Source organism: Stenotrophomonas sp. Steno-Z10-HUANG, from assembly GCF_056393075.1.
Window position 1 is genome coordinate 60133 of record NZ_JBWJPA010000011.1, and the last position, 25691, is coordinate 85823.

Annotated in this window: 22 protein-coding genes; 12 read left to right on the forward strand and 10 right to left on the reverse strand. The window is 70.9% G+C overall.

What is annotated here, in order from left to right:
• Positions 1–2 precede the first annotated feature (2 nt).
• Positions 3–1835: an ABC transporter ATP-binding protein gene (locus AC06E6_RS14090; protein ID WP_478061749.1), complete on the reverse strand. Its 1833-nt coding sequence runs from the start codon at positions 1833–1835 to the stop codon at positions 3–5.
• A 393-nt stretch (positions 1836–2228) separates the two neighbouring features.
• On the opposite strand from AC06E6_RS14090, the gene AC06E6_RS14095 reads away from it, so the two are divergent.
• Positions 2229–2669, forward strand: coding sequence for a hypothetical protein (locus AC06E6_RS14095; protein WP_478061751.1), 441 nt, complete (start codon positions 2229–2231; stop codon positions 2667–2669).
• A gap of 246 nt (positions 2670–2915) precedes the next feature.
• Here AC06E6_RS14095 and AC06E6_RS14100 read toward each other — a convergent pair whose 3' ends face one another.
• On the reverse strand, positions 2916–4496 hold the full coding sequence (locus tag AC06E6_RS14100; protein WP_478061752.1) for a serine hydrolase: 1581 nt from the start codon (positions 4494–4496) through the stop codon (positions 2916–2918).
• Between the two features lie 97 nt (positions 4497–4593).
• Here AC06E6_RS14100 and AC06E6_RS14105 point away from each other — a divergent pair, with 97 nt between their 5' ends.
• The 3 genes from AC06E6_RS14105 to AC06E6_RS14115 all read left to right on the forward strand — a co-directional run bounded on the left by AC06E6_RS14105 (position 4594) and on the right by AC06E6_RS14115 (position 6917).
• Complete coding sequence (locus AC06E6_RS14105; protein ID WP_478061753.1) at positions 4594–5025, forward strand: VOC family protein; 432 nt, start codon at positions 4594–4596, stop codon at positions 5023–5025.
• Positions 5026–5089: 64 nt separating this feature from the next.
• Positions 5090–5950: a DUF72 domain-containing protein gene (locus AC06E6_RS14110; protein ID WP_478061754.1), complete on the forward strand. Its 861-nt coding sequence runs from the start codon at positions 5090–5092 to the stop codon at positions 5948–5950.
• A 46-nt stretch (positions 5951–5996) separates the two neighbouring features.
• On the forward strand, positions 5997–6917 hold the full coding sequence (locus AC06E6_RS14115; RefSeq protein ID WP_161615379.1) for a DMT family transporter: 921 nt from the start codon (positions 5997–5999) through the stop codon (positions 6915–6917).
• A gap of 9 nt (positions 6918–6926) precedes the next feature.
• On the opposite strand, the gene AC06E6_RS14120 is transcribed toward AC06E6_RS14115, so the two are convergent.
• The 4 genes from AC06E6_RS14120 to AC06E6_RS14135 form a co-directional block, all read right to left on the reverse strand.
• Positions 6927–7991 (reverse strand): sensor domain-containing diguanylate cyclase, encoded by a 1065-nt coding sequence (locus tag AC06E6_RS14120; protein ID WP_312346184.1) that lies wholly within the window; start codon positions 7989–7991, stop codon positions 6927–6929.
• Between the two features lie 89 nt (positions 7992–8080).
• A complete protein-coding gene (locus AC06E6_RS14125; protein WP_104939235.1) occupies positions 8081–8803 on the reverse strand; it encodes a pseudouridine synthase in 723 nt (240 codons plus the stop codon).
• Between the two features lie 7 nt (positions 8804–8810).
• A complete protein-coding gene (locus AC06E6_RS14130) occupies positions 8811–10466 on the reverse strand; it encodes a sensor domain-containing diguanylate cyclase (protein ID WP_478061757.1) in 1656 nt (551 codons plus the stop codon).
• A gap of 187 nt (positions 10467–10653) precedes the next feature.
• Positions 10654–12576 (reverse strand): DEAD/DEAH box helicase, encoded by a 1923-nt coding sequence (locus AC06E6_RS14135; RefSeq protein WP_240212095.1) that lies wholly within the window; start codon positions 12574–12576, stop codon positions 10654–10656.
• Between the two features lie 325 nt (positions 12577–12901).
• On the opposite strand from AC06E6_RS14135, the gene AC06E6_RS14140 reads away from it, so the two are divergent.
• Positions 12902–13114, forward strand: coding sequence for an RNA-binding S4 domain-containing protein (locus tag AC06E6_RS14140; protein WP_104939238.1), 213 nt, complete (start codon positions 12902–12904; stop codon positions 13112–13114).
• Positions 13115–13130: 16 nt separating this feature from the next.
• Here AC06E6_RS14140 and ubiM read toward each other — a convergent pair whose 3' ends face one another.
• Together ubiM and AC06E6_RS14150 are read right to left on the reverse strand one after the other, a co-directional pair.
• Positions 13131–14312 carry a 5-demethoxyubiquinol-8 5-hydroxylase UbiM gene (gene ubiM, locus AC06E6_RS14145; protein WP_478061759.1) on the reverse strand — a complete coding sequence of 394 codons (1182 nt, stop codon included), beginning with the start codon at positions 14310–14312 and terminating at the stop codon, positions 13131–13133.
• A gap of 101 nt (positions 14313–14413) precedes the next feature.
• The gene (locus tag AC06E6_RS14150) at positions 14414–15541 is read right to left on the reverse strand and encodes a COG3904 family protein (RefSeq protein WP_104939240.1); all 1128 of its coding nucleotides are present in this window, start codon (positions 15539–15541) and stop codon (positions 14414–14416) included.
• Positions 15542–15703: 162 nt separating this feature from the next.
• Here AC06E6_RS14150 and AC06E6_RS14155 point away from each other — a divergent pair, with 162 nt between their 5' ends.
• The 3 genes from AC06E6_RS14155 to AC06E6_RS14165 all read left to right on the forward strand — a co-directional run bounded on the left by AC06E6_RS14155 (position 15704) and on the right by AC06E6_RS14165 (position 18995).
• Complete coding sequence (locus tag AC06E6_RS14155) at positions 15704–17173, forward strand: AlkA N-terminal domain-containing protein (protein ID WP_478061761.1); 1470 nt, start codon at positions 15704–15706, stop codon at positions 17171–17173.
• Positions 17170–17679, forward strand: coding sequence for a methylated-DNA--[protein]-cysteine S-methyltransferase (locus AC06E6_RS14160; RefSeq protein ID WP_478061763.1), 510 nt, complete (start codon positions 17170–17172; stop codon positions 17677–17679). Before AC06E6_RS14155 ends, AC06E6_RS14160 begins: the two co-directional genes overlap by 4 nt.
• Before the next feature lie 62 nt (positions 17680–17741).
• Positions 17742–18995 carry an alkaline phosphatase family protein gene (locus AC06E6_RS14165; RefSeq protein ID WP_478061765.1) on the forward strand — a complete coding sequence of 418 codons (1254 nt, stop codon included), beginning with the start codon at positions 17742–17744 and terminating at the stop codon, positions 18993–18995.
• Positions 18996–19115: 120 nt separating this feature from the next.
• On the opposite strand, the gene AC06E6_RS14170 is transcribed toward AC06E6_RS14165, so the two are convergent.
• A complete protein-coding gene (locus tag AC06E6_RS14170) occupies positions 19116–19298 on the reverse strand; it encodes a 30S ribosomal protein THX (RefSeq protein WP_054666917.1) in 183 nt (60 codons plus the stop codon).
• 108 nt (positions 19299–19406) lie between these two features.
• Positions 19407–19817: a MerC domain-containing protein gene (locus AC06E6_RS14175; RefSeq protein WP_104939245.1), complete on the reverse strand. Its 411-nt coding sequence runs from the start codon at positions 19815–19817 to the stop codon at positions 19407–19409.
• A gap of 130 nt (positions 19818–19947) precedes the next feature.
• On the opposite strand from AC06E6_RS14175, the gene AC06E6_RS14180 reads away from it, so the two are divergent.
• From AC06E6_RS14180 to AC06E6_RS14195, 4 genes are all read left to right on the forward strand, one after another.
• Positions 19948–22158 carry a TonB-dependent receptor gene (locus AC06E6_RS14180; protein WP_478061767.1) on the forward strand — a complete coding sequence of 737 codons (2211 nt, stop codon included), beginning with the start codon at positions 19948–19950 and terminating at the stop codon, positions 22156–22158.
• Between the two features lie 163 nt (positions 22159–22321).
• The gene (locus AC06E6_RS14185; RefSeq protein WP_161613440.1) at positions 22322–22888 is read left to right on the forward strand and encodes a TetR/AcrR family transcriptional regulator; all 567 of its coding nucleotides are present in this window, start codon (positions 22322–22324) and stop codon (positions 22886–22888) included.
• Positions 22885–24537, forward strand: a complete 1653-nt coding sequence (locus tag AC06E6_RS14190; protein WP_478061768.1) for an MFS transporter — start codon at positions 22885–22887, stop codon at positions 24535–24537. Before AC06E6_RS14185 ends, AC06E6_RS14190 begins: the two co-directional genes overlap by 4 nt.
• Positions 24538–24547: 10 nt before the next feature.
• A complete protein-coding gene (locus AC06E6_RS14195; protein ID WP_478061769.1) occupies positions 24548–25681 on the forward strand; it encodes an HlyD family secretion protein in 1134 nt (377 codons plus the stop codon).
• Positions 25682–25691 lie beyond the last annotated feature (10 nt).

Consider the following 25691-nt stretch of genomic DNA (forward strand, 5'->3'; position numbering starts at 1 on the left):
GCTTACGCCTCGGCGGCGACGAAGCCGCCGGTCTGGCGCGCCCACAGCCGCGCGTACAGGCCGTTGGCGGCGATCAGCCCGGCATGGGTACCGGTCTCGACGATGCGGCCGTGGTCCATCACCACCAGCCGGTCCATGCGCGCGATGGTCGACAGGCGGTGGGCGATGGCGATCACCGTCTTGCCGCCCATCAGTTCGTCCAGGCTTTCCTGGATCGCCGCTTCCACCTCCGAATCCAGCGCCGAGGTCGCCTCGTCCAGCACCAGGATCGGTGCGTCCTTGAGCAGCACGCGGGCAATGGCGATGCGCTGGCGCTGGCCACCGGAAAGCTTCACCCCGCGCTCGCCGACATGCGCGTCGTAGCCGCTGCGGCCCTCGCTGTCGCGCAGCTCGGCGATGAAGTCGGCGGCACGCGCCTTGGCCACGGCCGCGCGCAGCTGTTCCTTGCTGGCGTCGGGGCGGCCGTACAGCAGGTTCTCGCGGATGGAGCGGTGCAGCAGCGAGGTGTCCTGGGTGACCACGCCCACCTGCGCGCGCAGCGAGTCCTGCTGCACCGTGGCGATGTCCACGCCATCGATGAGGATGCGGCCACGCTCCACGTCGTGGAACCGCAGCAGCAGGTTGACCAGGGTGGACTTGCCCGCGCCGGAGCGCCCGACCAGGCCGATCTTCTCGCCGGCGCGCACGTGCAGGTCCAGTCCCTCGATCACCCCGTGGTGCTTGCCGTAGTGGAACGACACGCCCTCGAAACGGATGTCGCCGCCGACCGCGCTCAGCGCCGGGGCTCCGGGCGCGTCGTCCACGGTGGGCGGCAGCGAGATCGAATTGATGCCGTCGTGCACGGTGCCGATGTTCTCGAACAGCGCCGACAGTTCCCACATGATCCACTGCGACATGCCCAGCATGCGCAGCACCAGCGCAACCGCCACCGCCACAGAACCGGCGCTCACCGCGCCGCCGTGCCACAGCCACAGGCCCAGCGCCACCGCGGAGAACAGCAGCAGCATGTTCAGCGCGTACAGCAGCGAGTAGACGCGCGTGGCCAGCCGCATCTGCGGGTGCACCTTGTCCAGGAAGCCGCTCATCGCCTCGCGCGCGTAGGCCTGCTCGCGCCGCGAATGCGAGAACAGCTTGACCGTGGCGATGTTGGTGTAGCTGTCCACGATGCGCCCGGTCATTTCCGAGCGCGCATCGGCCTGCTCGCGCGAAATACGCTCCATGCGCGGCACGAAATGCCACATCAGCAGCGCATAGCCGACCAGCCAGGCCACGAACGGCAGCATCATCCGCCAGTCGGCGGCGCCGGCCACCGCCAGTGTTCCGATGAAGAACACCAGCACGTAGTTGCCGATGTCGAACAGCTTGACCACCGTCTCGCGCACCGCCAGCGAGGTCTGCATCAGCTTGGTGGCGATGCGCCCGGCGAATTCATCCTGGAAGTAGCCCATCGACTGCCGCAGCAGGTAACGATGCACGCTCCAGCGGATGCGCATGGGGAAGTTGCCGAGCAGGGTCTGGTGCTGCACCAGCGAGTTGAGCAGCACCAGCAGCGGCAGCGCGACCACCACCAGCAGCCCCATCCACAGCAGGCGCCGGCCTTCGGCGTCGAGGAAGGTGGCCGGGGTGCTGGCGCCGAGGCGGTCCACCAGCGCGCCGACATAGGCATACAGCGCCAGCTCGGCCACGGCGATGCCGGCCGTGGTCAGCGCCATCAGCACCAGCCACTTTTCCGCGCCGCGCGTGTAGTGCCGGCAGAACGCATAGAGCCCGCGCGGCGGCTGCGCCGGCGGATCGGACGGGAACGGATCGAGGCGGGATTCGAACCAACGGAACATGGAGACGGGCCAGCGGACGGACGGAGCCTGTCATTGTCGCGTATCCCCGCGGCGCAGGGGGCTGGGCGGGCGCCGGTGCCCCGCCAGGCCTTGACGATGCCTGGCCCGCGCGGGCGGCAACCAGGCGCCAATGGGCCGGGACGCAGGGGCAACCGGCCCGTCCACCGGTTCCGCATGCAGCACCGCGGGGAACCGCTGCCCTGCGGCAGTGCATGGCTGGCGGACGGCACTTTCGCAGCCAGTACGCATCCCGATGGCGATGGCATGGCGCCTTCCACCCTGCCGGCTGGAAGCCGGGACCGCAATGAATCGATAATCGGCGCCGATGCGCGACGCCGCACCGGCGCCCGCGGACACGGCAGTTGAATCGACACTCATGGAAAGGAGACGGCAATGCGCTGGTGGACACTGCTTCTCATCGCGGCCGGGCTGGCGGGCGGCTACAACTGGTGGAGCCAGCGCGCGCCTGGCGGCGTCGCGCCGGCAACGGCAACGGCAACGGCAGGCACCGACGGCTTCGTCGCGGTGGAAATGCCGACAGGCACACCGCGTGACACGGTGCTGGTACTGGCGCCGCCCAACTGCCCATCCGAGCAGGCGCAGCGGGCCGAAGCCCTCATCCGCGAGCTGACCGACATCGGCATCCCGGTGAAGCGCGGCAGTTCCTTTTCCTTCAACATCGAAAACCCCAGCCCGGAACAGCGCGCTGCCGTGGACCGCACCGTCGAGGTGTTCCAGCAGGGCGCGCCCGCGGTCTTCATCAATGGCATGGGCATGTCCAATCCCACCACGTCGCAGGTCGTGGCGGTCTACCGCAGCACCCGAGGCGGTTAGGCGCGCGCAGAAAGAACCCGACCGCCGACGGAAGCCGGGCAACCCGGCCTGCCATCAGGCTGACGCCGGGCCGGTCCACGACCGTCCCGGCGCCGGCCACGGCGCATGGCCTGCATCACCGGCAGGCCACACGAACACGGCTCCCTCCCGGCGTCGGTACGCACGAGCGGACGCGGGAGCGGCAGACCCGCACGCCCTGCCGCGCATCGGCATGCCACGGTGCAGGCCCCGCCCCGGCACCGACCATCACGGCGGCGTCGGCACCAGCAGCAGGTCCTGGAAGTCGAAACTGAAGTCGGTGAGCGAGGAGACCGCCTGCATGCGCACGTCGCGTACCTTGCCGTCCGGGTCGAGACTGAAGTTGACGAAGGCGTCGGCATTGAGCGAGCGGTTGTCCCAGCGCACGATGAAGGTGTCGTGCTGCCAGTGCTCCAGGGTGCCGACCAGGTCGGCGGTGGCGCCGAAGCGCAGGCGCAGGGCACCGCCCTTCTGCTCCACGTGCACGTCCCCGTACCACGCATCGCGATAGGTGCCGGCATAGCGCGGCAGCGGCAGCGATGGCCGGCTCTTCGCATCGCGCGCGGCGAGGTGCTTCTGCCAGCCTGCGTCGGCATTGTCCTGGGCCTTGGCCACGCCCGCGGCGTAGGCGGCCACCCAGTCGTGCGCGGGCGCACCCAGCATCGCGTCGAGCACGCTCATGGTGATGGCATTGAATGCCGCGCCGGATTCCTGGTTGGTGAGCACCACCACGCCCAGCTTCTGCTCGGGCACCAGGGTCAGCCGCGACACCTGCCCCGGCCAGCCGCCGGTATGCCAGACCAGCTTCTGCCCGCGGTAGTCACTCAGGCTCCAGCCTTCGCCGTAGCCGGCGAAGTTGGGCCTGGCCGGCGCCAGTTCCGGCACCGATGGCGCGGGCACCACCTGCGGGATCTGCATCTGCCACATCTGCTGCTGGGTCTTTTCCGAGAACAGCGGCGTGCCATCGGCCAGCCTGCCGCCGGCCAGCTGCACGTTCATCCACAGCGCCAGGTCATGCACGCTGGAATAGAGGCCGCCGGCGCCGGCGTTGTTGGACCAGGTCAGCGGTGCCACCGGGCGCAGGTCCCTGAAGTCGAACTTGGCGTGGCCGACGGCGGCCTTGTCGCCGGGCTTGAGGTGGTCGGCGTTGTAGCGGGTACCGGCCATGCCGACCTTGTCGAAGATGCGCTGCTGCAGGAAATCGGCGAAGGACTGGCCGGATACCGTCTCGATCACCTGCTGCGCCACCGCGTAGAGGATGTTGTCGTAGGCGTAGCGGTCGCGGAAGCCATTCTTCAGCGGCACGTGCGCCAGCCGCGCCACCACTTCGGCGTTGCTGTAGGTGGTGGTCGGCCAGAACAGCAGGTCGCCGGCCCCCAGGCTCAAACCGCTGCGGTGCGAGAGCAGGTCGCGGATGCGCATCTCGCCGGTCACGTACGGGTCGGACATGCGGAAACCGGGCAGGTGGTCGACCACCCGGTCGCTCATCTTCAGCTTGCCTTCCTCGGCCAGCAGGTTCAGCGCGGTGGCGGTGAAGGCCTTGGTGTTGGAGGCGATGGCGAACAGGGTATCGGCCTGTACCGGTTCGGGCTTGCCGATCTCGCGCAGGCCCCAGCCGCGCTCCAGCACCACCTTGCCGTCCTTGACCACCGCCACCGCCACGCCCGGCACGTCGAACTGCTGACGCACCCGCTCGACCGTGGCATCGAGCTGCTGCAGTTCCGCCGGCATCGCCGCCTCCTGTGCGTCCGCCACCTGTGCCGCCATGCCCATCGCGAGCACCAGCCCGCCCCCCAGCCACTTGTTCAATGCCTTCTCCCTCGGGATCGATGCCGGCAGGCCGGCCTTCTCGCGATGGTAACGCGGCCACCGCCACCCTCGCCTTCCACGCCATCGGAGCCCCGCCATGGATCTCGCCGCCGCGACCACCACCACCCTCGTCCCGTGCCTGCGCTACCGCGATGCACCGGCGGCGATCGACTGGCTGTGCCGCGCCTTCGCCTTCCAGCGCCACGCCGTCTACCAGGACGGAGCCACCGTCCATCATGCGCAGCTGGTGTTCGGCAACGGCATGGTGATGCTGGGTTCGGTACAGCCCGGCGCCTGGGGCAGCCACATGGTCCAGCCCGACGAGGTGGGCGGCATGCAGACCCAGAGCACCTGCGTGGTGGTCAGCGACGCCGACGCCCACTACGCGCGCGCGACCGCGGCCGGCGCGGAGATCGTCATCGACATCGCCGACCAGGACTATGGCGGCCGCGGCTATGCGTGCCGCGACCCGGAAGGCCACCTGTGGTGGTTCGGCAGCTACGACCCGTGGAAGGCGCAGGCAACCTAGGCCGGCGACCGCCTGGCCGCGCGGCGCCGCAATGCAGGCGCGGCGTGCCGGTAGAATCGCGGCGATGACGCCCCGCCCCGCCGCCACCGACGACCTGTTCGCCCGCGCGCCCGGGGCGGCCGCCGCCGTGCCGGGCGTGCACGTCGGCATTGGCGGCTGGACCTACGCGCCCTGGCGCGGCGGCATGTTCTACCCGCCCGGGCTGGTGCAGCGGCGCGAGCTGGAGTACGCCAGCCGCCAGCTGACCGCCATCGAGATCAACAGCACCTATTACGGCACGCAGAAGCCGGCCATCTACGCCGGCTGGCGCGACGCCACCCCCGAAGGCTTCGTGTTCTCGGCCAAGGCGCCCAAGCGCATCACCGGCGCGCGGCGGCTGGCCGGCACCGGCGCGCAGGTGGAGGACTTCATCGCTGGCATCGCCACGCTGGGCGACCGGCTGGGGCCGCTGGTCTGGCAGTTCGAGGCCGGGCGCACGCTGGACCGCGACGACCTTGCCGCCTTCCTCGAGCGGCTGCCACCGCAGGTGGCGGGCCGGCCACAGCGGCATGCGCTGGAGATCCGCGATCCGGCGGTGCTCGATGCCGCGCTGGTGGCGCTGGCGCGGCAGCGCGGGATGGCACTGGTGTTCACCGATTCGCCGGACCACCCCAACGCCGCCGACCTGTGCGCCGACTTCGTCTACGCGCGGCTGATGCGCAGCCGCGACGAATGCGCCAGCGGTTACCCGCCGGCGGAACTGGCGCGCTGGGCCGGGCGCATCGGCGACTGGCGGCAGGGCCGCGACCCGCACGAGCTGCCGCACGCCAGCCCGGTCGGTGCCGCTTCCGCGCCACGCGAGGTGTTCGTCTACTTCATCGGCGCGGCCAAGCACCGCAATCCCGCCGCGGCACGCCAACTGCTGCACCTGCTGGGCGAAAACTGAAGCATCCGCTGCAGCGCCGGCAACCCACATCGGCGACAATCCGCGGATGTCCAGTCCCGATACACGCAAGGCCCTGCTGCAGATCCACTTCTGCGTACTGCTGTGGGGCGTGACCGCCATCCTCGGCAAGCTCATCACCCTGCCCGCGCTGCCCCTGGTGTGGTGGCGCATGCTGCTGGTGGTGGCGATGCTGGCGCTGCTGCCGCGGGTGTGGCGCGGCCTGTCGGCGCTGACCCCGCGGCTGGCGCTGGGCTACTGCGGCGTCGGCGCATTGGTGGCGTTGCACTGGCTCACCTTCTATGGCGCGGTGAAGCTGGCCAACGCCTCGGTGGCGGCCACCTGCATCGCGCTGGCGCCGGTGTTCACCGCCATCGTCGAACCATGGATCGCCCGGCGGCCGTTCCAGCCGCGCGAGCTGGCCTTCGGCCTGGCGGTACTGCCGGGCGTGGCGCTGGTGGTGGGTGGCGTGCCCCATGGCATGCGCCTCGGGGTGGCGGTGGGCGCCTTGTCGGCGCTGCTGGTGGCGGTGTTCGGCTCGTTCAACAAGCGCCTGGTCAGCCATGCCGACCCATTGACCGTCACCGCGCTGGAGCTGGGCGCCGGCACCCTCACCCTGACCCTGCTGGCACCGGCCCTGCCACTGCTGCTGCCCGCCCTGGCCAGTGACCTGTGGGTGATCCCCGGCCTGCACGACGGCGTCCTGCTGCTGGTGCTGGCGGGCCTGTGCACACTGCTGCCGTTCGCGCTGGCGCTGGTGGCCCTGCGCCACCTCAGCGCCTACACCGTGCAGCTGGTGACCAACCTGGAGCCGGTGTACGCGATCGTGCTGGCGATGCTGTTCCTGGGCGAACAGCGCGAACTCACGCCGCTGTTCTACCTGGGCGTGGCCATCATCATCGGCGCGGTGTTCCTGCACCCGCTGCTCAACCGCGCGCGGCCCGCCCCCGCGGCCGGCGCGCAGCCGTGACAGCCGCCCTCATCCCGCGACCACCACCCGGTCGCGGCCCTGCGCCTTGGCCTGGTAGAGCGCCGCATCGGCACGGCGCAGCGTTTCCTGGGCCGATTCGCCGGCGCGCTGGGCCGCCAGCCCGATGCTGATGGTGACCGGCAAGCCCAGTGGCAGGTGCGCCACCGCCTGGCGCAGGTACTGGCACTGCAGTTCGGCCTGGGCCAGCGGGGTGTCCGGCATCAGGATCACGAACTCCTCCCCCCCGTAGCGCGCGGCCATGCCGCGGCCGGCGAACTGCGCCCGCAGCACCGCGGCCAACTCGACCAGCACCCGGTCGCCCTCGGTGTGGCCGTGGATGTCGTTGATCTGCTTGAAGTGGTCGATATCGACGATGGCCACGGCCGGCGGCACGCCGGCATCCCGCGCGATCGCCTCCGCCAGTGCCGCGGACAACGCGCGGCGGTTGGGCAGAGCGGTCAGCGGATCGGTGCGGGTCTGCTCGGACAGTTCCAGGTTCTGCTGCTCCAGTTGCACGTAGTACTCGGTCAGGCGCGCCTCGTACCAGTCGTGCTCGCTCTGGTGGTGGTCGATGAGGCGGCGCAGGCGGCGCATTTCCAGCAGCCGCGACACCTGCCGCGACAATGCCTGCAGTGCCTGCTTCTGGGTGTCGGCGAGCTGCCCGGGGCTCGTATCGAACACGCACAGCGTGCCCAGCGCGTAGCCATCGCTGCTCAACAACGGCGCGCCGGCGTAAAAGCGGATGAACGGGTCGTCGGTGACCGAGGGATTGCCACGGAAACGCGCGTCCTGCAGCGCGTCCTCGACCACGGTCAGGTCGGCCGGCCGCAGGATGGCATGGGCGCAGAACGCCTCCTCACGCGGGGTCTGCTCGCCGTCCATTCCCTGCAGCGACTTGAACCACTGGCGCTCGCCGTCGATCAGCGACACCGCGCCCATCGATGTGCCACAGATCGCGCGGGCGATGGTCACCAGGTCATCGAACGCCTGTTCGCGCGGGGTATCCAGGATGCGATAACGCTGCAACGCGGCCAGACGCTCGGCCTCGTTGGCGGGAAGGGGCGGCTTGATCATCCGGGCCGGGCCTGTGTCCTTGGGCGTGACGGAAACAGGGCGAGTCTAGCCTCACCCCGCCGTAGTCAGCGCGGCGAACCGGTCACATTTCACCACTCCCGCTGCTGCGGCAGCAGCCCGCGCAGTTCCTGCTCGGTGAGGTTGCGCCACTGGCCGGGCTTGAGCGCGCCGATCTTGATGTTGTCGATGCGCACCCGGCGCAGCTGGGTGACGCGGTAGCCGAAGGCGGCGGCCATCAGCCGGATCTGGCGGTTGAGGCCCTGCTGCAGCACGATGCGGAAACCGAACTTGGCGATGCGGGTGGCGCGGCACGGCAGCGTCATCTGGTCGTGGATGCGCACGCCGCGCGCCATGCCGCGCAGGAACTCCTCGGTGACCGGCTTGTTCACCGCCACCAGGTACTCCTTCTGGTGGCCGTTCTCGGCGCGCAGGATCTGGTTGACGATGTCGCCGTTGCTGGTCATCAGGATCAGGCCTTCCGAATCCTTGTCCAGGCGCCCGATCGGGAAGATGCGCTGCTCGTGGCCGACGAAATCGACGATGTTGCCCTTGACCGCGCTCTCGGTGGTGCAGGTGATGCCCACCGGCTTGTTCAGCGCGATGTACACGTGCCTGCGGCCGGTGCTCTTCTGCACCGCGCGCGCGCGCAGCGGCTGCCCATCGACGCGTACCTCGTCGCCCTCGCCAACCACCGCGCCGGTGCCGGCCACCGTGCCGTTGACGGTCACGCGGCGGGCGCCGATCAGGCGGTCGGCCTCGCGGCGGGAACAGAAGCCGGATTCGGCGATGTGCTTGTTGAGTCGGGTCGTCATCGACCCATTATCCGCCATCGCCCGGGGCGGCGGACAGCGCGGCGGCATCGTCGCCGGCAGCGACCACGCGGTCGCGGCCGCCGCGCTTGGCCTGGTACATGGCATTGTCGGCACGCCGCAGCAGCGCGGTCAGGTCGTCGCCCTGCGCGAGCATTTCCGCCAGGCCGATGCTGACCGTGACCACGAGGCCGTCGTGGCGCAGGTCGGCCGCCTGCCGCGCGATCTTCTCGCGCAACTGCTCCAGCCGCGGCAGCGCCACCTCGGCGCGGGTACCCGGCAACAGCACCAGGAACTCCTCGCCGCCCATGCGGATGACGTCGTCGCGGTCACGCACCGCGGCGAGCAGCGCATTGGCCACCGACACCAGCACCGCATCGCCGACCTCGTGGCCGAAGCGGTCGTTGATCTGCTTGAACAGGTCGATGTCGAGAAAACCGATCGACAGCGGCAGGCCGTCCTTGCGCGCGCGCAGCATGTGGCGCTCGAGCTGGCGCAGGCCGGCGCGGCGGTTGGGCAGCCCGGTCAGCGCATCGGTGTCGGCCAGCTGGCGCATCTCGTCGCGCTGCTGGCGCAGGTTGCCAAGCCGGCGGTTGAGACCGTAGGCATACATCATCACGAACCAGGTCACCGACAACTGCACCGCCTCGACCCGGAACCGCACGAGTTCGCGGCTGCCGGCCATGTCGGCCAGGGCCATCAGCAGCAACGGCGCCACCGCGGCGATGCCGTCCACCGCCTGGTAGTCGCCGCGGCGCAGCGACGCGATACCGGCCACCAGCGCCAGCACGCAGACCAGGGTGAAAGCGTGGTCCAGGGTGGCGGCCACCCATGCCAGCCCCGCCCACGGCAACAGCGGCGTGACCAGCGCCAGCAGCATCAGCAACAGCGCCAGGCGCCGCACCCACGGGCGCGAGCGCGGCCAGGTCTGCAGTCCGCCGCACAGCCGCCACAGCACCCAGCCCATCACCCCGATGCCCAGCGCCGAAGCCGACACCATCCACCACGAGGCCAGGCTGCCCACCGGCAGCCAGGGTTCGGGGTAGCCACTCAACCCGCTGAGCACCGACTGCCACACCACCAGCAGGACGGTGGCCAGCGTGTACACCAGGAAATCGCGGTCGCGGGTGGTGAAGAAACCCATCAGCGCCGACAGCGCCAGGGCAATGGCGATGGCGATGCAGGCGGTGCGCACCAGCAGGCGCATGGTGTCGATCTGCTGCACCGGGCTGGGCGCGCCGAGCTGCAGCGTGGGAATGAAGCGCGCCTTGAGCGGCTTTTCCCAGGCCACCCGGATCGGCTCCATGTCACCGGGCTTGGGCACCATGACCATGCCGATGCCGGCGCGGAAACGCGAGTCGCGGGTGCGCGCGTCCTGCATGTTGCCGCATATCTGCCGGTCGCCGTGGGAGATCATCACCTCGCCGGCGAATACGTTGAACACGTCCACGGCCTGGGGCGCGCCGGACCAGCCGCCGACCGGCGCGGGAATCAGGATGCCGTCGCCCAGCCGCTCCAGCACGCCGGGCGGGCAGGCGCGGATCGGTGTTTGTTCGGCGGTCGGTTCGCCGATCAGCAGGTAATCATGGTCGAGCTGGGGGCGCTGCGCGAAGCTGGCCAGCGGCAGCAGCAACAGCAGCAGCGACAGCAGCCTCTGTCCCACCATCACCCGCGCCCGCGCCCTCGCCCCACACCCCGCGATCACCATCCCTTCCCCTGCGCACACCCCATGCGTCGGCGATTATCGCATGCGGCCATTGCGCCGCCGTCACGCCGCTCCTGCTGCCGGAGTCGCCGCCGGCAGTGGCGCGCACGCAGCCGCCGCCATGGCGGCCGGCCGCGTGCGCCGTGGCTCAGGCTCCGCGCGGACCGCGCGGTTTGAAGCCGCCCGGGCGACCGCCCGGGGCGCGCGGGCCACCGGGACGCCCGGCAGGCCGGGGGCCCTTGCCGAAGCGCGGCTTGAACCCCGGCGCGGCGCCCTGCGCCTCGCCCGGCTCCACCCTGCGCATGCGCAGCTGCTGGCCGGACACCCACACCTTCTGCAGGTGCTGCAGGGTGTCCGCGGGCATTTCCGCCGGCAGGTCGAGTACCGAGTGGTCGTCGTGGATATCGATGCGGCCGATGTAGCGGCTCTCCAGCCCGGCCTCGTTGGCGATGGCGCCGACGATGTTGGCCGGCTTCACGCCGTGCATGTGGCCGACCTCGATGCGGTACGTCTCCATGCCGAATTCCGGCGCGCCGCGCGGCGGCATTTCGCGCCGCTGGCGCGGCTCGAAGGCGCCTTCGGCACGTGCCGCGCGCTCGCCGTCATCGGCCTGCGGGGCACGCTCGAAGCGCGGTTCGAACCGTGCCGGACGCTCACCGCGGTCCTCGCGCTGGCGCGGGAAACCGCCATCGCGCGCCGGGCGCTCGCCGCGGCCGGCCGGCGGCTCGCGGCGCTCGCGCACCGGCGGCGCCAGCAGGAACGGGGCGTCGCCCTGCAACAGGCGCGCCAGCGCCGCGGCGATCTCCACCGCCGGCACGTTGTGCTCGTTCTCGTAACGCTGCACCAGGTCGCGGTAGAAATCGGTGTCGCCATCGGCCAGGGTCTGGCTGATGCGCTCCATGAACTTGGCCACGCGGTGGTCGTTGACCGCGTCCACGCTTGGCAGCTGCATTTCCTCGATCGGCTGCCGGGTGGCGCGCTCGATCTGACGCAGCATGCCCTTCTCGCGCGGGGTGACGAACAGGATCGCCTCGCCGCTGCGCCCGGCGCGGCCGGTACGGCCGATGCGGTGCACGTAGCTCTCGGTGTCGTACGGGATGTCGTAGTTCAGCACGTGGCTGATGCGCTCCACGTCCAGGCCGCGCGCGGCCACGTCGGTGGCGACCAAGACGTCGAGCTTGCCTTCCTTCAGCTGGCCGATGGTGCGCTCGCGCTGGGCCTGCTGCATGTCGCCGTTGATGGCGGCGGCGGCCAGGCCGCGCGCCTGCAGCTTCTCGGCAAGCTCCTCGGTGCCGGCCTTGGTGCGCGCGAAGATGATCATCGCGTCGAACGGCTCCACTTCCAGGATGCGGGTCAGCGCATCGAGCTTGTGCATGCCGCTCACCCACCAGTAGCGCTGGCGGATGTTGGCCGAGGTGGTGGTCTTGGAGGCGATGGTCACCTCCACCGGCTCGCGCAGGTAGGTCTGCGCGATGCGCCGGATCTGCGACGGCATGGTCGCCGAGAACAGCGCGACCTGGCGGCTCTCCGGCAGCTTCTTGAGCACCGCCTCGACGTCGTCGATGAAGCCCATGCGCAGCATTTCGTCGGCTTCGTCCAGCACCAGGGTCTTCAGCTCGGACAGGTCCAGGGTGCCGCGGTCCAGGTGGTCGATGACGCGGCCGGGGGTACCGACCACGACGTGCACGCCGCGGCGCAGCGCCGACAGCTGCTGGCCATAGGGCTGGCCGCCGTACACCGGCAGCACCCGGAAGCCGGGCATCGACGCCGAATAGGTCTGGAACGCCTCGGCGACCTGGATGGCCAGCTCGCGGGTCGGGGCCAGCACCAGTACCTGCGGCTTGGTGGCGGAAAGATCGATGTTGGACAGCACCGGCAGCGCGAAGGCACCGGTCTTGCCGGTACCGGTCTGCGCCTGGCCGAGCACGTCGCGGCCTTGCAGCATCGCCGGAATGGTGGCGGCCTGGATCGGCGACGGGGTTTCGTAGCCGACGGCGGCCACCGCCTTCATCACAGCGTCGGACAGGCCGAGGTCTGCGAACAGCAGCGGCGCGGGGGATTCTTGGGACATGGGGACTCCGGGGGCACCGCGGCGAACGCAGCGGGCAGGAAAATGGGGCGTATTGTGCGCCTTGCGCGGCCCCCTGTCGAAAGCTGCCGATGGCATCCGTTCAGCTGTCCTCCCCAGCAGCCACCGGCAGGTGCCTGTCGCGGCCGGTTCCCGCCAGGCACGGGCGAATCCCGGCCCCGGCGCGCCGCGCGGGTGAGGCGGCCACCGGCGGCACCGTGACGCCGGCGCCCGCCGCCGGACGCTGGCCCGCCGGGTGGCCACCGCGGTTACAGCGGTTCACGGCCGCGGCAGGCGATAATCGCCCCCTTTCCCCGCCGGCCTCCCCATGCAGACCATCGATTTCGAACTGGACCGCGAGTACGTGGAACTCAAGCAGTTGCTCAAGCTGACCGACCTGGTGGCCAGCGGCGGCGAAGCCAAGATGATCATCGGCGAGGGCCAGGTCCGGGTCGACGGCGCGGTCGAACTGCGCAAGGCCTGCAAGATCCGCGCGGGCCAGCAGGTGGAGCTGGGCGACGTGCGGATCCGGGTGCGCTGACGCCGGCTGCGGGCGCTCAGCCCGTGGCGCGCTGGGTCAGGTGCGCGGCGATCATCTTCCTGAAGGGCGCCACCCCGTGCGCTGCCCGCAGCGCGGCGCCGCGCAGCAGCCGTGCCGGCAGGCGGCTGTCGTTGTACAGCGCGGCAATGGCATTGGTCGCCTCGTACAGTGGCCGCGTCGCCAACCGGTGCCCCCGCTCGTAGCGCGCCAGCACCGCCGCCGCGCCGATGTCGGCGCCGCGCGCGGCCGCGGCCGCGACTTCCCTGACCAGCCGCTGCTGACTCTGCAGCCCGAAATTGAACCCGTGCGCGGTCACCGGGTGCATGCCCACCGCGGCATCGCCGGCCAGCGCATAGCGGTGCCCAGCGAAGCGGTGCGCGTACACGCCCACCAGCGGATAGGCATGGCGCGTGCCGACCGGGCGCATCCGTCCCAGGCGCTGCTCGAAGAAGCCGGTGACGGCCTCGCCGAAGGCGGCCTCGTCCATCGCCATCAGTTCCTGGATGCCCTGCGGCGGCAGGGTGATCACCGCCGAGCACTGGTCGCCGGGCAGCGGCAGCATGGCCAGGGTGCGGCCGTAGCCGAACCATTCCCACGCGGTGTGCTGGTGCGGCAGCTCGTGGGCAAGCCGGCATACCAGCATCGACTTGCCGAAATCGCGCATCTGCGCGCCGATGCCCATCATCCGCCGGGTCGCCGAGAAGCGGCTGTCGGCGGCGACCACCAGCCGCGCCGACAGGCGGCGGCCATCGTCCAGCACCACCGTGTTGGTGGCCTCGCCGGTCTCGATCGCGGTCACCCTGGCGCCGTCCACCAGTTCCAGCCCGGCCTGGCCCTGCACCGCCTCCCAGGCGGCGCGGCGGATCAGGTGGTTGGGAACCAGCCAGCCCAGCGGATCGGCGTCCTCGTTGCCGGCGGCGAAGCCGAGCGCGAATGGCGATGCGCCGTTCATGACCCTGGCGCTGCACAGCGGCGAGACCTGCGCCGGATCGATCCGCTCCCACAGCCCCAGGGTGCGCATGATCTGCCGCGAGGCGTGGGTCAGCGCGATCTCGCGGCCATCGAAGGCCGGCTCGGCCAGCGCCGCGGCCGGCTGCAGTTCCACCAGGGTCACCGCCAGCCCGGTATCGGCCAGCCCGCGCGCCAGGCACAGCCCTGCCGGGCCCGCGCCCACCACCAGTACATCGACAGCCCGCATCTTCCGCCTCCGCATTCCGTGTCCGGCACAGCCTAGGGCCGGCGACCGGCGGCGGCCTTGATCCGGATCATGTCAGGCCCGGGTCGCCCCGGCGCGGGTGTTCACAGGTCGCCGCGGCGCGGCTCCACGCCTGCCGTGGCCGGCGTCAGCGGCGGCCGCGGCGCGGCGTCGGCCGGCATCTCCAGCAGCGCGGTGTCGATCTCCGACAACGGGCTCTCGTCCGGGCAGGCCTCGTCGGGAAAGCCGAAATGCTCCTTCAGCGCCTGCCCGCAGCTGGTCACCGCGTCCAGCTCGGCGCCCTCGAGCTTGCACTGGCGGTCGAAGGCGATCAGGAACGCATCCTTGCGGCGCACGAAGTCGTCGCCGCACTTGCGCATCTGCTTGATCCGCTCCAGGTCGTCCTGCACCGCGTTGGTGCCATCCAGGCCGTACTGCTTGAGTTCTTCGCTGGTGAGCAGGCGCAGGCTGCGGTTGGGCACGGTCATCATCAGGTCGGCCACGCCCACCGCCACGCCGTTGCGCTGCAGGTAGTCCTTCACGTTGTCGTAGACCTCGTGCAGTTCCTTGTTCAGTTCGGCGCGCGAGGTGGCGGTGGAACTGATGCGCATCATCCGGTGGATGCCGACCTTGCCGGAGATCAGGCGGTTGTCGCCGGCGGCGAGCACGAACACGCAGGCGCTGTGGCAGATGGAGCCCTCGCGCACCCAGATGGTCCAGCCGGATTCGCCGATGCTGTCGCCGGCCACGATCGCCGCTTCCACCTGGCCGCCGCTGGAGTCCAGGTCGAGCACCCGCTTGCCGATCTTCTTGGCGTCGGCCACCACCGCCAGCCGCGACACCATCGCGGCGAACGACGGGTTGATCTTGCCGGCGTAGCGCACCCGCAGCAGCCCGCGTTCGCGGCACGGCTCCAGCGCCGCGTCCAGGGTCTTGCGGTCCAGCGCCTCCAGCGCGGCGCCATCGCCGGCTTCGCCGGTGTAGTCGGTATCGCAGCTGACCCAGGCCTTGCCGTTCTCCAGCACCACCTCCGGCCAGGCCTTGTCCCGCGCCGGCTTCACCGGCGGCGGCGGCGGCGGTGCGTCGGCCGCGTTGATCGACACCATGTGGTCGCCATCGGCGGCCAGCGCCGCGGCCGGATCGGCGGCCGCCACCGGCCTGTCCTTGTCGCCCCCGGTGCAGGCGAGCAACCCAGCACCCAGCAACGGCAACCACCAGAATCTGCGCAACATGGACAACGATCGGATCCGGAGCAAGGCGCCGCGCGCCAGGGGCTAACAGTCTAGTCCGCATCGGCAGCGGTGCCGCAATGCGCCCTGAACCGCGCGGCCCGGCCGCGCATTGATGTCCGGAAATGGCCAGTCCGGATCCTGCTTCGGGCCTAGACTGGCCCCATGAGCACTCACGCGCTGCCCAGCCACGACCAATGCGAACAGGCCCGCCTGGCCCGCGACGCGCGCTTCGACGGGCTGTTCTTCACCGCCGTGCGCAGTACCGGCATCTACTGCCGGCCGGTGTGCCCGGCACCGCCGCCGCGCCGCGACAACGTCAGCTATTACCCCACCGCCGCGGCGGCCGCGGCGGCCGGCTATCGCCCCTGCCTGCGCTGCCGCCCGGAACTGTCGCCGGACGACGCCAATTTCATGCAGGACCACACCCTGCACCGGGCGCTGGCGCTGCTGGACGAAGGCATCCTGCAGGACCAGCCGGTCGCCGCGCTGGCGCAGGCCATGGAGCTGAGCACGCGCCAGCTGCAGCGGCTGTTCGTCGCCCGGCTCGGCGCCACCCCCGCGCAGTTGCACGCGACCCGGCGCCTGCTGCTGGCCAAGCAGCTGCTCACCGAAACCCACCTGCCGGTGACCGAGGTGGCGCTGGCCGCTGGCTTCAACAGCCTGCGCCGCTTCAACGACGCCTTCCTCGCCGGCTGCGGCATGCCGCCCAGCGCCCTGCGCAGGCGCCATGGCGCGGTGGCCGGCGGCGAGCCGGTGCTGCGGCTGGCGTACCGTCCGCCGCTGGATTTCCCCACGATGCTCGAGTTCCTGCGCAGGCGCGCGATCCCCGGCATCGAACGCATCGACGCCGACAGCTACCGGCGGGTGATCGTCGCCAATGGCCGCGCCAGCCTGATCCGGGTCAGTGCCGACCCGAAGCGGCCGGAGCTGCGCCTGCAGCTCGGCACCACCGACGCGCGCGCGATCCCGGCGATCGTGGCCAGGGTGCGGCGGGTGTTCGACCTGGATGCCGACCTGGCCACCGTGCATGCCTGCCTGGCGCGCGAGCCGCTGCTGGCGCGGGGCATCGCGCGGCGCCCCGGCCTGCGCATCCCCGGCGGCTGGGACGGCTTCGAAGTGGCCGCGCGCGCCGTGCTGGGGCAGCAGGTCAGCGTCGCCGCGGCCACCACGTTGGCGCGGCGGCTGGTCGAACGCTTCGGACAGGCGCTGGCGGACCTGCCCGACGGCCTGGACCGTCAATTCCCCACCCCGGAAGTACTGGCCGAGGCGCCGCTGGAAAGCATCGGCCTGCCGCGCACCCGGGCGGCCACGCTGCGGGCGGTGGCGCGGGCCTGCAGCGAAGGCCGGCTGCAGTTCAGCCGCGCCCAGACCCTGGAGCAGTTCGTCCAGCAGGCCACCGCGCTGCCCGGCATCGGCCCGTGGACGGCCCACTACATGGCCCTGCGCGCGCTGGGCACGCCCGACGCCTTCCCTGCCGGCGACCTGGTGCTGCAGCAGGTGCTCGGCGAAGGCCAGCGCCTGAGCGAGCGCGCCACCGAGGCCCGTTCGCAGGCCTGGCGCCCCTGGCGCGCCTATGCCGTCCTCCACCTGTGGCACCTGGCCGCCGAACCCGACAAGGAACCGACGCAATGACCCTCTTCTACGATCGCTTCGACACCCCCATCGGTCCCCTGACCGTCGCCGCCGACGCGGCCGGCCTGCGCCACATCCTGTTCGCGCGCAACCGCCACGATGCCAAGGGCCGCGACCAGTGGCAGCACGCGCCGGACGCCGTCGCCGAACCCCGCCGGCAATTGCTGGACTACCTGCATGGCCGCCGCCGCATCTTCGACCTGGCGCTGGCCCCGGTCGGCACCGAGTTCCAGCTGCAGGTCTGGCACGCGCTGGCCGACATCCCGTTCGGCGGCACCTGGAGCTATCGCCAGCTGGCACAGCGCATCGGCCGCCCCAGTGCGACCCGCGCGGTGGGCGCGGCCAATGGCCGCAACCCGCTGCCGATCGTGCTGCCCTGCCACCGGGTGATCGGCAACGACGGTTCGCTGACCGGCTTCGGCGGCGGCCTGCCGACCAAGGCCGCGCTGCTGCGGCTTGAAGGCGCGCTGCCCGACACGGTCGCCGCGCCGGCCCTGTTCGACTAGACCGCGACGACGAAGCACCCGGCGTCTGCCTGCTGTCATCATGGCGGGACTATCATTGGCGCATGATTCAATTCCGCACTTCCCTCGCGCTGCTCGGCACCTGCCTGCTCGCCGCCTGCGCCTCGACCGGCCCCACCCCCGCTACTCCCGTTGCCGCCACGGCGCCGCCCACCGTCCTGCTGCTGTCCATCGACGGCCTGCGCGCGGACATGGTCGAGCGCGGCCACAGCCCCAACCTGGCCCGCCTGGCGCGCGAAGGCGTGCGCGCGGTCGGCATGTCCCCGTCCTACCCGTCGCTGACCTTCCCCAACCACTACACCCTGGTCACCGGCCTGCGCCCGGACCACCACGGCATCATCCACAACAGCATGCGCGCCGAGGACCTGGGCGATTTCCGCCTGGACAACCGCGAGGCGGTGACCAACCCGGCCTGGTGGGGTGGCGAGCCGATCTGGGTCGGCGTCGAGAAGGCTGGCTACAAGAGCGCGACCTGGTCATGGCCCGGCAGCGAGGCCGCCATCCAGGGCGTGCACGCCAGCCAATGGCACGCCTACGACGAAAGCGTGCCGCTGCCCGAACGCATGCAGTTGGTGCTGTCGTGGCTGCAGGGCGCGCCCGACGGCCACAAGCCGCGCCTGGTCGCGGCCTACATGGAGCAGGTCGACAAGGCCGGGCACACCTACGGCCCGGACTCACCCGAGTACGCCGCCGCGCTGCAGCAGGTGGACGCCGCCATCGGCCAGCTGCTGGACGGCATGCGCCGCGACGGCCTGCTCGACCAGACCAACGTGATCGTCGTGTCCGACCATGGCATGGCCAATGTCGCGGACGGACAGGTGATCGCCACCGAGGACATGGTCGCGCCGGAGATCGCGCGCGAGGTATCGGTCGGCCAGTCGATCGGCTTCGCGCCGCAGCCGGGGCGCGAACGCGAGGCGGAAAAGACCCTGCTCGGCGCGCACCCGCACTACGACTGCTGGAAGAAGGAACAGCTGCCGCCACGCTGGCACTACGGCACCCACCCGCGTATTCCGCCGATCGTCTGCCAGATGCACGAAGGCTGGGACGCGCTGACCCGCAAGAGCATCGCCCGGCGCCCGCCCGGCAACCGCGGCTCGCACGGGTACGACCCGGCGCTGCCCTCGATGCAGGCGGTGTTCGTCGCCCGCGGCCCCGCGTTCCGCCAGAGCGTACTGCTGCCCCGCTTCGACAACGTCGACGTCTACCCGCTGCTGGCGCGGTTGACCGGCATCACCCCGGCGCCGAACGACGGCGATCCGCAGGCGCTGCTGCCGGCGTTGCGCGGACAGGATTGAATGGCGGCCGCCGCTCGATCGCGGCGCGGCACACGCCATGACCGGCGCCGGCAGGCAGGGCGCGAGGCAGGCATAAAAAAGCGGCGCAAGCGCCGCTTTTTCGCTGATGCCAGCCCGGGATCAACCGGCCTTGGCCACCGTCTTCTTGGCCACGGCCTTCTTGGCCGGTGCCTTGGCGACAGTCTTCTTGGCAACCGGCGCAGCTGCGCCCACGGCCACCTTGCTCACCGAATGCGAGCGCGCATTGCCATAGCTGGCGTTGTAGCGCTTGCCCTTGGCGGTCTTACGGTCACCCTTACCCATGTCGTCAACTCCTTAGTGTGAAATCAGATTGCCCCGTACTGACACGGGTTCGGCGAGGCCGCTGTAGCAGCGCCCCCGCGCGTGAAGTGAAAGCCTACCATGCGCCCCTCAATGCGCGCAGCTGGCGTCGTGCACGTGCAGGTGGTTGAGCCGCAGGTTCATCAGGTGCGCCAGCCCCACCAGCACGCCGCCGAGCGTCATCACCACCGCGTGCGGCAGCTGCGAATGATGCAGCCCGGCATGCAGCAACCCGGCCCACAGCAGCGCCAGCCCCGGCACCAGCAGCGCCAGCGCGCGCAGCGCGCGGTGGCGGCGATAGCCCCAGAGCAAGCTGAACAGGCCAAGGAAGGTCACGAACACCACCACCGCCTGTTCGACCCCGTCGCTCAACCAGAACGACAGGCCCAGCGACGGCGCCAATGCCAGCAGCGCCGGCAGTGCCGCACAGTGCACCGCGCACAGCAGCGACCCGGCGGCACCGAAGCGGTCGAGGAACTGGCGGGACGATTTCAGCGGCATGACTTCCAGCAGGGGCGGTGGCGCGTTATGGAATAATATAACATTATCCATCGGCCCGCTTGAGCTCCCTGCTTCTCGTTTCCCGTTCCGGCCGTCCCTCGCCCCTCAATTGATACAAAGTAACAACACCATGACCCGACCCGCCCACTCCCGCCGCTTTCCGCGTCTCGCCCGCCACGCCCTGTCCGTGGCGCTTGTCGCCGCCCTTCCGGCCGCCGCCCAGGCCGCCGACGAAACCGATGGGCAGAGCCATCACCTGACTGAACTGTCCACGGTCAAGGTCACCGCCTCGCCGCTGCAGAGCGATGCCGAATCGCTCGCCCGGCCGGTCGCGGTACTGGCCGGCGAGGAGCTGGATGCACGCAAGGGCGCCACCCTGGGCGACACCATCGCGCGCATGCCCGGGGTGCAGACCAGCAATTTCGGCCCCGGCGTGGGCCGGCCGATCATCCGTGGGCAGGAAGGCCCGCGCGTGGCGGTGGTCGCCAACGGCGTCGGCAACATGGACGCGTCCACCGTCAGCGCCGACCACGCCACCAGCATCGAGCCGTTCCTGGCCGACCAGATCGAAGTGCTGAAGGGACCGGCGACCCTGCTGTTCGGCAGCGGCGCCATCGGCGGCGCGGTCAACGTGGTCGACGGGCGCATCGCCCGCGACCTGCCCGACCGCCCCCTGAGCGGCCGCGCCGAGCTACGCGGCAACAGCGTCAACGACGAGCGCAGCGGCATGTTCCGGCTCGATGGCGTCAGCGGCGGCAACCTGGTGCTGCACGTCGATGGCCTGGTGCGCAACGGCGACGACTACCGCATTCCCGGCCGTGCGATCGACCCTGCGGCGCTGGACGACGACCATGACGATCACGCCGATCACGGTGACGAGCTTGGTCCGCGCGGACGCCTGGAGAACAGCGCCATGCGCACCCGCGCCGGCGGCGTCGGTGCCACCTGGCTGGGCGAATCCGGCTTCCTCGGCGCCTCGCTGGGCACCTACCGCAGCAACTACGGCATCCCCAACGGCGCCCATGTCCACGCCGGCGACGATCACGACCATGACCATGACCATGACGACCACGGCGAAGAAGCGGCTGGCGAGCACGACGTGCGCATCGACATGGTGCAGAACCGCTTCGACGTGAAGGGCGGTGTCTACGATCCGCTGCCGTTCCTGCAGAGCGTCACCGTGCGCGCGGCCTGGACCGACTACGAGCACACCGAACTGGACGCCGGCACCCCGTCCACCCGCTTCACCAACAAGGGCGTGGAAGGCCGCGTGGAAGCGGTGCAGACCCCGCTGGCCGGCTGGAACGGCGCGTTCGGCCTGCAGTTCGGCGACAGCGACTTCGGCGCGCACGGCGAGGAGGCCTTCGTCCCCGGCACCACCACCCGCAGCCTGGGCCTGTTCGTGCTGCAGGAAAAGCAGTTCGGTCCGCTCAAGCTGGAACTGGGCGGCCGCCACGACCGGGTCCGGCTGAGCCCGGAGGGCACCGCGCCCGACCGCGACTTCGGCGCCACCAACCTGTCGGCGGCCGGCATCTGGACGGTCAACGACCATGTCGACCTGCGCTTCGGCGTGGACCGCTCCGAGCGCGCGCCGACCAACGAGGAGCTGTACGCCGCCGGCGCCCACATCGCCACCCGCTCGCTGGAGATCGGCGACGCCAACCTGGACACCGAGCGCGGCCACCGCATGGAACTTGGCCTGCACGCGCACAGTGACCGCATCGACGTCTCGGCCGCGGTCTACCAGACGAAGTTCAAGGACTTCATCTATCTGGCCGACACCGGCGTGGTCGAGCAGGGCCTGCCGGTCCGGGTCTGGACCCAGCAGGACGCCACCTTCAAGGGCGCCGAGGCCGAGGCCATGTTCCATCTGGTCGAAGGCGACGGCGGCGACTGGGACCTGCGCGTGTTCGGCGACTACGTCAAGGCCGAACTGGACGGCAGCGGCAGCCGCCGCGCGGACATCGCCGTGCCGCATGGCGACCACAGCCACGCTTACAGCGTGGACCTCGCCAACGGCGGCCATCTGCCGCGGATCGCGCCGGCACGCGTCGGCGCCGACCTGCGCTGGGCCCGCGACGGCTGGCGCGCTTCGCTGGGCGCGATCCGCTACGGCAGCCAGCGCGACGTCGCCGCGAACGAGGCACCCAGCCCCGGCTACACCCTGGTCGACGCGCACCTTGCCTACCGCTGGGACCGCAACGGCAGCAACAGCTACGAGCTGTTCCTGGACGGCAGCAACCTGGGCAACCGCCAGGTGCGCCCGCACACCTCGCTGCTGCGCGACTACGCACCGCTGCCCGGCCGTGGCGTCGCCTTCGGCATCCGCGCCTGGTTCTGACCGGCCGCTGCCGACGACGGCATGCAGGAAGGGGCCGCAAGGCCCCTTCCGCTTTTCCGGCACCCGGCCGCCACCGCCGCGCAGGTGAGCGCCCGCCCGGGCGGACACTGCGTTTCACGCCGCGCCCATTGCAAGCGGACACTTTTGTCCGGATCATGTGCGCATGACCTCGATCCGTTCCGATGCCGCCGCGCGTCGCGCCCAGCTGCTGGACGCGGCCGACGCCGTGTTCGGCGAACACGGCATCACCGCGCCGCTGGACCTGGTGGTGGAACGGGCCGGCGTCGGCCGCGCCACGCTGTACCGCAACTTCCCCGACCGCGCCGCGCTGATCGAGGCGATGCTGCAGCGCACGGTGGAGAAGATCCAGGCGCACGTGGCCGAACTGGGCGAGCGCGATGACGCCCTGTTCGCGCTGCTCGAGGGCATGGCCCGGCGCATCGTGCACTCGCCGGCGCTGGCCGATTACTGGCGCGCCGTGGACCAGAACGACCCGCCGATCCGCGCCGCGCGCCAGCGGGTCCTGAAGCTGATGGAGCCGGCCCTGGAGCGGGCGCGGGCGGCGGGCCTGTGTCGCCCGGACCTGGCGCTGGCCGACCTGTCGCTGGTATCGAGCATGCTCGGCGCCGCGCTGCGCGGACGCACCCGCGCCGAGCGTGCGCGGCTCGCCAGCCGCGCACTGCAGTTGCTGCGCCCCGGGCTGGCCGCGACCGGGAGCGCCGGCGAATGAAACCGCTCAAGCCGATCCCGGACTGGGAGGAACACGAAAAACCCACCCTGCCCGGCTCCGCGTCGATGCCCTGGCATCCGCCGCACCGGCGCGCGGCCTACGCCGCGGTGGCGGTACTGGTGGCGATCACCGGCGGCCTCGGCAACGCGCTGCTCAGCGCCAACCTGCCGTGGATCCAGGGGCAGATGGGCCTGCAGCCCAGTGAAGCCAACTGGCTGGTGGCGTCCTACGTGATGGTCAACGTCACCGCCAACCTGCTGGTGTTCAAGTTCCGCCAGGAGTACGGCATCCGTCTGTTCGCCGAACTGGGCCTGGGGGTCTACGCAGCGCTGGCGGTGCTGCACCTTGCGGTGGGCGGGCTGGCGACGACGATCCTGGTGCGCGCGGCCAGCGGGTTCGCGGGCGCGGCCTGCACCACCCTGGGCACGCTGTACATGCTGCAGGCGCTGCCACGCAGGTACGTGGGCAACCTGCTGGTGGTCGGCATGGGCCTGTCGCAGCTGGCGGTGCCGCTGGCATGGCTGCTGTCGCCGGGCCTGCTCGACCACGGCGAATGGCACAACCTGTACCTGTTCGAGGCCGGGCTGGCGCTGTGCGCGTTCGCCGCGGTGGTGATCCTGAAGCTGCCGCCGGGCATCCAGATCAAGGTGTTCGAGCCGCTGGACTTCGTCACCTTCGCCATCCTCGCCCCGGCGCTGGCGATGCTGGTCATCGTGCTCAGCCAGGGCTACCTGCACTGGTGGTTCGACACGCCGTGGCTGGGCGGGCTGCTGGCCGCGGCGACGCTGCTGGTGCTGGTGGCGTTCCTGATCGAACACTACCGGCGCAACCCGCTGCTGCAGATCCGCTGGCTGATGGGGCCGACGATGCTGCGCTTCATCGCCGGCGCGTTCCTGATCCGCTTCCTGACCAACGAGCAGTCCTACGGCATGGTCACGATGATGCGCACCCTGGGCATGGGCCCGGAGCAGATGGCGCCGCTGTTCGCGGTGATCCTGCTCGGCGTGCTCACCGGCATCGCCGCCGGCGCGCTGACCTTCGGCCCGAAGGCGCTGATACCGCAGTTGCTGGCGTCGATCATCCTGCTCGGCAGCGCCGCTTTCCTCGACCAGCACCGCACCAGCCTGGACCGGCCGATGGATTTCGCGCTCAGCCAGTTCCTGGCGGCGGTGGGCAGCGGCATGTTCATGGGCCCACTGATGCTGACCGGGATCCGCCAGGCCATGGCGCGCGGGCTGGACCACATCGTGTCCTTCATCGTGGTGCTGTCGCTGACCCAGACCTTCGGCGGCCTGGCCGGCTCGGCCCTGCTGGGCAGCTACCAGTTGCATCGCGAGCACGTGTACTCCAGCCAGCTGGTCAGCCAGCTGGATCCGACCGATCCGACCGTGGCCCAGCGCCTGCACGCGCAGCAGCAGGGCTACGCCCGCCTGGTCACCGACCCGGTACAGCGCCAGGCCCAGGCCGCCGCGGCGCTGGCGCAGGCCGCCAGGCGCGAGGCCAACGTGCGCGCGTTCAACGACGTGTTCGCGCTCAGCGGCTGGCTGGCGATCGGCTTCCTCGGCTGGCTGCTGCTGGAAGTGCTGTTCCGCAACCCCACCGTGAAAAAGGCGATCCGGCCGGCCACGGCCGCAACGCCCTCCAAGTGAAACCAACGACATGAGCGACAAACAGCAGACACCCGGCGATGCCGACGCGCAGATCACCGACGCCAGCGATGGCGAGGCGGCGGCGGCGCCGGCACCGGTCTCCAAGTACAACACGCCCAGCCGCGCCAGCGTGGTGGTGATGGTCGCCATCGCCCTGCTCGGGCTGACCCTGATCCTGCGCGCCTGGCAGCTGTGGCCGTTCACCAGCAGCCACGTGCATACCGACGACGCCTACGTGCGCGGCCAGGTCACGGTGCTGGCGCCGCAGGTCAGCGGCTACGTGACCGACGTGCTGGTGAAGGACTTCGACCACGTGAAGCAGGGGCAGCCGCTGCTGCGCATCGACGACCGCAGCTACCGGCAGAAGGTCGACCAGGCCGAGGCGGCGCTGGCCGAGGCGCGCGCGCAACTGGCCAACTCCGACCAGAGCCAGGCGCAGGGCCGCGCGCAGATCGCAGCGGCACGGGCCAACCTGTCCGCCGGCCAGGCCGAGCGGCAGCGCAGCGGTACCGAACTGCAGCGCTACGAAACCCTGGCCGCGCAACAGCTGGTATCCAGCAGCGACCGCGACAAACTGCGCGCCAGCGCGCAGGCGGCCAGCGCCGGGGTGGCGCAGTCGCAGGCGGCCATCCGCATCGCCGAGGAGAACCTCACCGTCACCCGCGTCGCGCGGCAGGGGCTGGAAGCGCGCGTGGCCAGTGCGCAGGCGGCGCTGGAGCTGGCGCGGATCGACCTGGACAACACCGTCATCCGCGCCCCGCGCGACGGCCAGCTGTCCGAGGCCTCGGTGCGGCTGGGCCAGTACGTCACCGCCGGCACCCAGCTGCTGTTCCTGGTGCCGGACAGCCTGTGGGTCGTGGCCAACTTCAAGGAAGGCCAGACCTGGAAGATGGCCATCGGCCAGCCGGCCACCTTCAGCGTCGACGCCTTCCAGGGCCAGCGCCTGCACGGCCATGTCGAACAGATCGCCCCGGCCACCGGCTCGGAGTTCACCGTGCTCAAGCCGGACAACGCCAGCGGCAACTTCACCAAGGTGGTGCAGCGGCTGCCGGTGCGCATCGCCATCGACCCGGACCAGCCGCTGGCCGCGCGCCTGCGCCCGGGCATGTCGGTGGTGGTGGAAGTGGATACCGCACAGCGCTGAGCCCCCCGGC

What these genes read in the sequence shown, in the direction of transcription:
- AC06E6_RS14135 (WP_240212095.1), bottom strand. Translation starts at nt 12,576, where the DNA reads ATGTCCCAAGAATCCCCCGCGCCGCTGCTGTTCGCAGACCTCGGCCTG.
- AC06E6_RS14180 (WP_478061767.1), top strand. Translation starts at nt 19,948, where the DNA reads ATGACCCGACCCGCCCACTCCCGCCGCTTTCCGCGTCTCGCCCGCCAC.
- AC06E6_RS14185 (WP_161613440.1), top strand. Translation starts at nt 22,322, where the DNA reads ATGACCTCGATCCGTTCCGATGCCGCCGCGCGTCGCGCCCAGCTGCTG.
- AC06E6_RS14150 (WP_104939240.1), bottom strand. Translation starts at nt 15,541, where the DNA reads ATGTTGCGCAGATTCTGGTGGTTGCCGTTGCTGGGTGCTGGGTTGCTC.
- AC06E6_RS14110 (WP_478061754.1), top strand. Translation starts at nt 5,090, where the DNA reads ATGACGCCCCGCCCCGCCGCCACCGACGACCTGTTCGCCCGCGCGCCC.
- AC06E6_RS14170 (WP_054666917.1), bottom strand. Translation starts at nt 19,298, where the DNA reads ATGGGTAAGGGTGACCGTAAGACCGCCAAGGGCAAGCGCTACAACGCC.
- AC06E6_RS14155 (WP_478061761.1), top strand. Translation starts at nt 15,704, where the DNA reads ATGAGCACTCACGCGCTGCCCAGCCACGACCAATGCGAACAGGCCCGC.
- ubiM (WP_478061759.1), bottom strand. Translation starts at nt 14,312, where the DNA reads ATGCGGGCTGTCGATGTACTGGTGGTGGGCGCGGGCCCGGCAGGGCTG.
- AC06E6_RS14190 (WP_478061768.1), top strand. Translation starts at nt 22,885, where the DNA reads ATGAAACCGCTCAAGCCGATCCCGGACTGGGAGGAACACGAAAAACCC.
- AC06E6_RS14165 (WP_478061765.1), top strand. Translation starts at nt 17,742, where the DNA reads ATGATTCAATTCCGCACTTCCCTCGCGCTGCTCGGCACCTGCCTGCTC.
- AC06E6_RS14175 (WP_104939245.1), bottom strand. Translation starts at nt 19,817, where the DNA reads ATGCCGCTGAAATCGTCCCGCCAGTTCCTCGACCGCTTCGGTGCCGCC.
- AC06E6_RS14195 (WP_478061769.1), top strand. Translation starts at nt 24,548, where the DNA reads ATGAGCGACAAACAGCAGACACCCGGCGATGCCGACGCGCAGATCACC.
- AC06E6_RS14095 (WP_478061751.1), top strand. Translation starts at nt 2,229, where the DNA reads ATGCGCTGGTGGACACTGCTTCTCATCGCGGCCGGGCTGGCGGGCGGC.
- AC06E6_RS14140 (WP_104939238.1), top strand. Translation starts at nt 12,902, where the DNA reads ATGCAGACCATCGATTTCGAACTGGACCGCGAGTACGTGGAACTCAAG.
- AC06E6_RS14160 (WP_478061763.1), top strand. Translation starts at nt 17,170, where the DNA reads ATGACCCTCTTCTACGATCGCTTCGACACCCCCATCGGTCCCCTGACC.
- AC06E6_RS14105 (WP_478061753.1), top strand. Translation starts at nt 4,594, where the DNA reads ATGGATCTCGCCGCCGCGACCACCACCACCCTCGTCCCGTGCCTGCGC.
- AC06E6_RS14130 (WP_478061757.1), bottom strand. Translation starts at nt 10,466, where the DNA reads ATGGTGGGACAGAGGCTGCTGTCGCTGCTGCTGTTGCTGCTGCCGCTG.
- AC06E6_RS14125 (WP_104939235.1), bottom strand. Translation starts at nt 8,803, where the DNA reads ATGACGACCCGACTCAACAAGCACATCGCCGAATCCGGCTTCTGTTCC.
- AC06E6_RS14115 (WP_161615379.1), top strand. Translation starts at nt 5,997, where the DNA reads ATGTCCAGTCCCGATACACGCAAGGCCCTGCTGCAGATCCACTTCTGC.
- AC06E6_RS14120 (WP_312346184.1), bottom strand. Translation starts at nt 7,991, where the DNA reads ATGATCAAGCCGCCCCTTCCCGCCAACGAGGCCGAGCGTCTGGCCGCG.
- AC06E6_RS14090 (WP_478061749.1), bottom strand. Translation starts at nt 1,835, where the DNA reads ATGTTCCGTTGGTTCGAATCCCGCCTCGATCCGTTCCCGTCCGATCCG.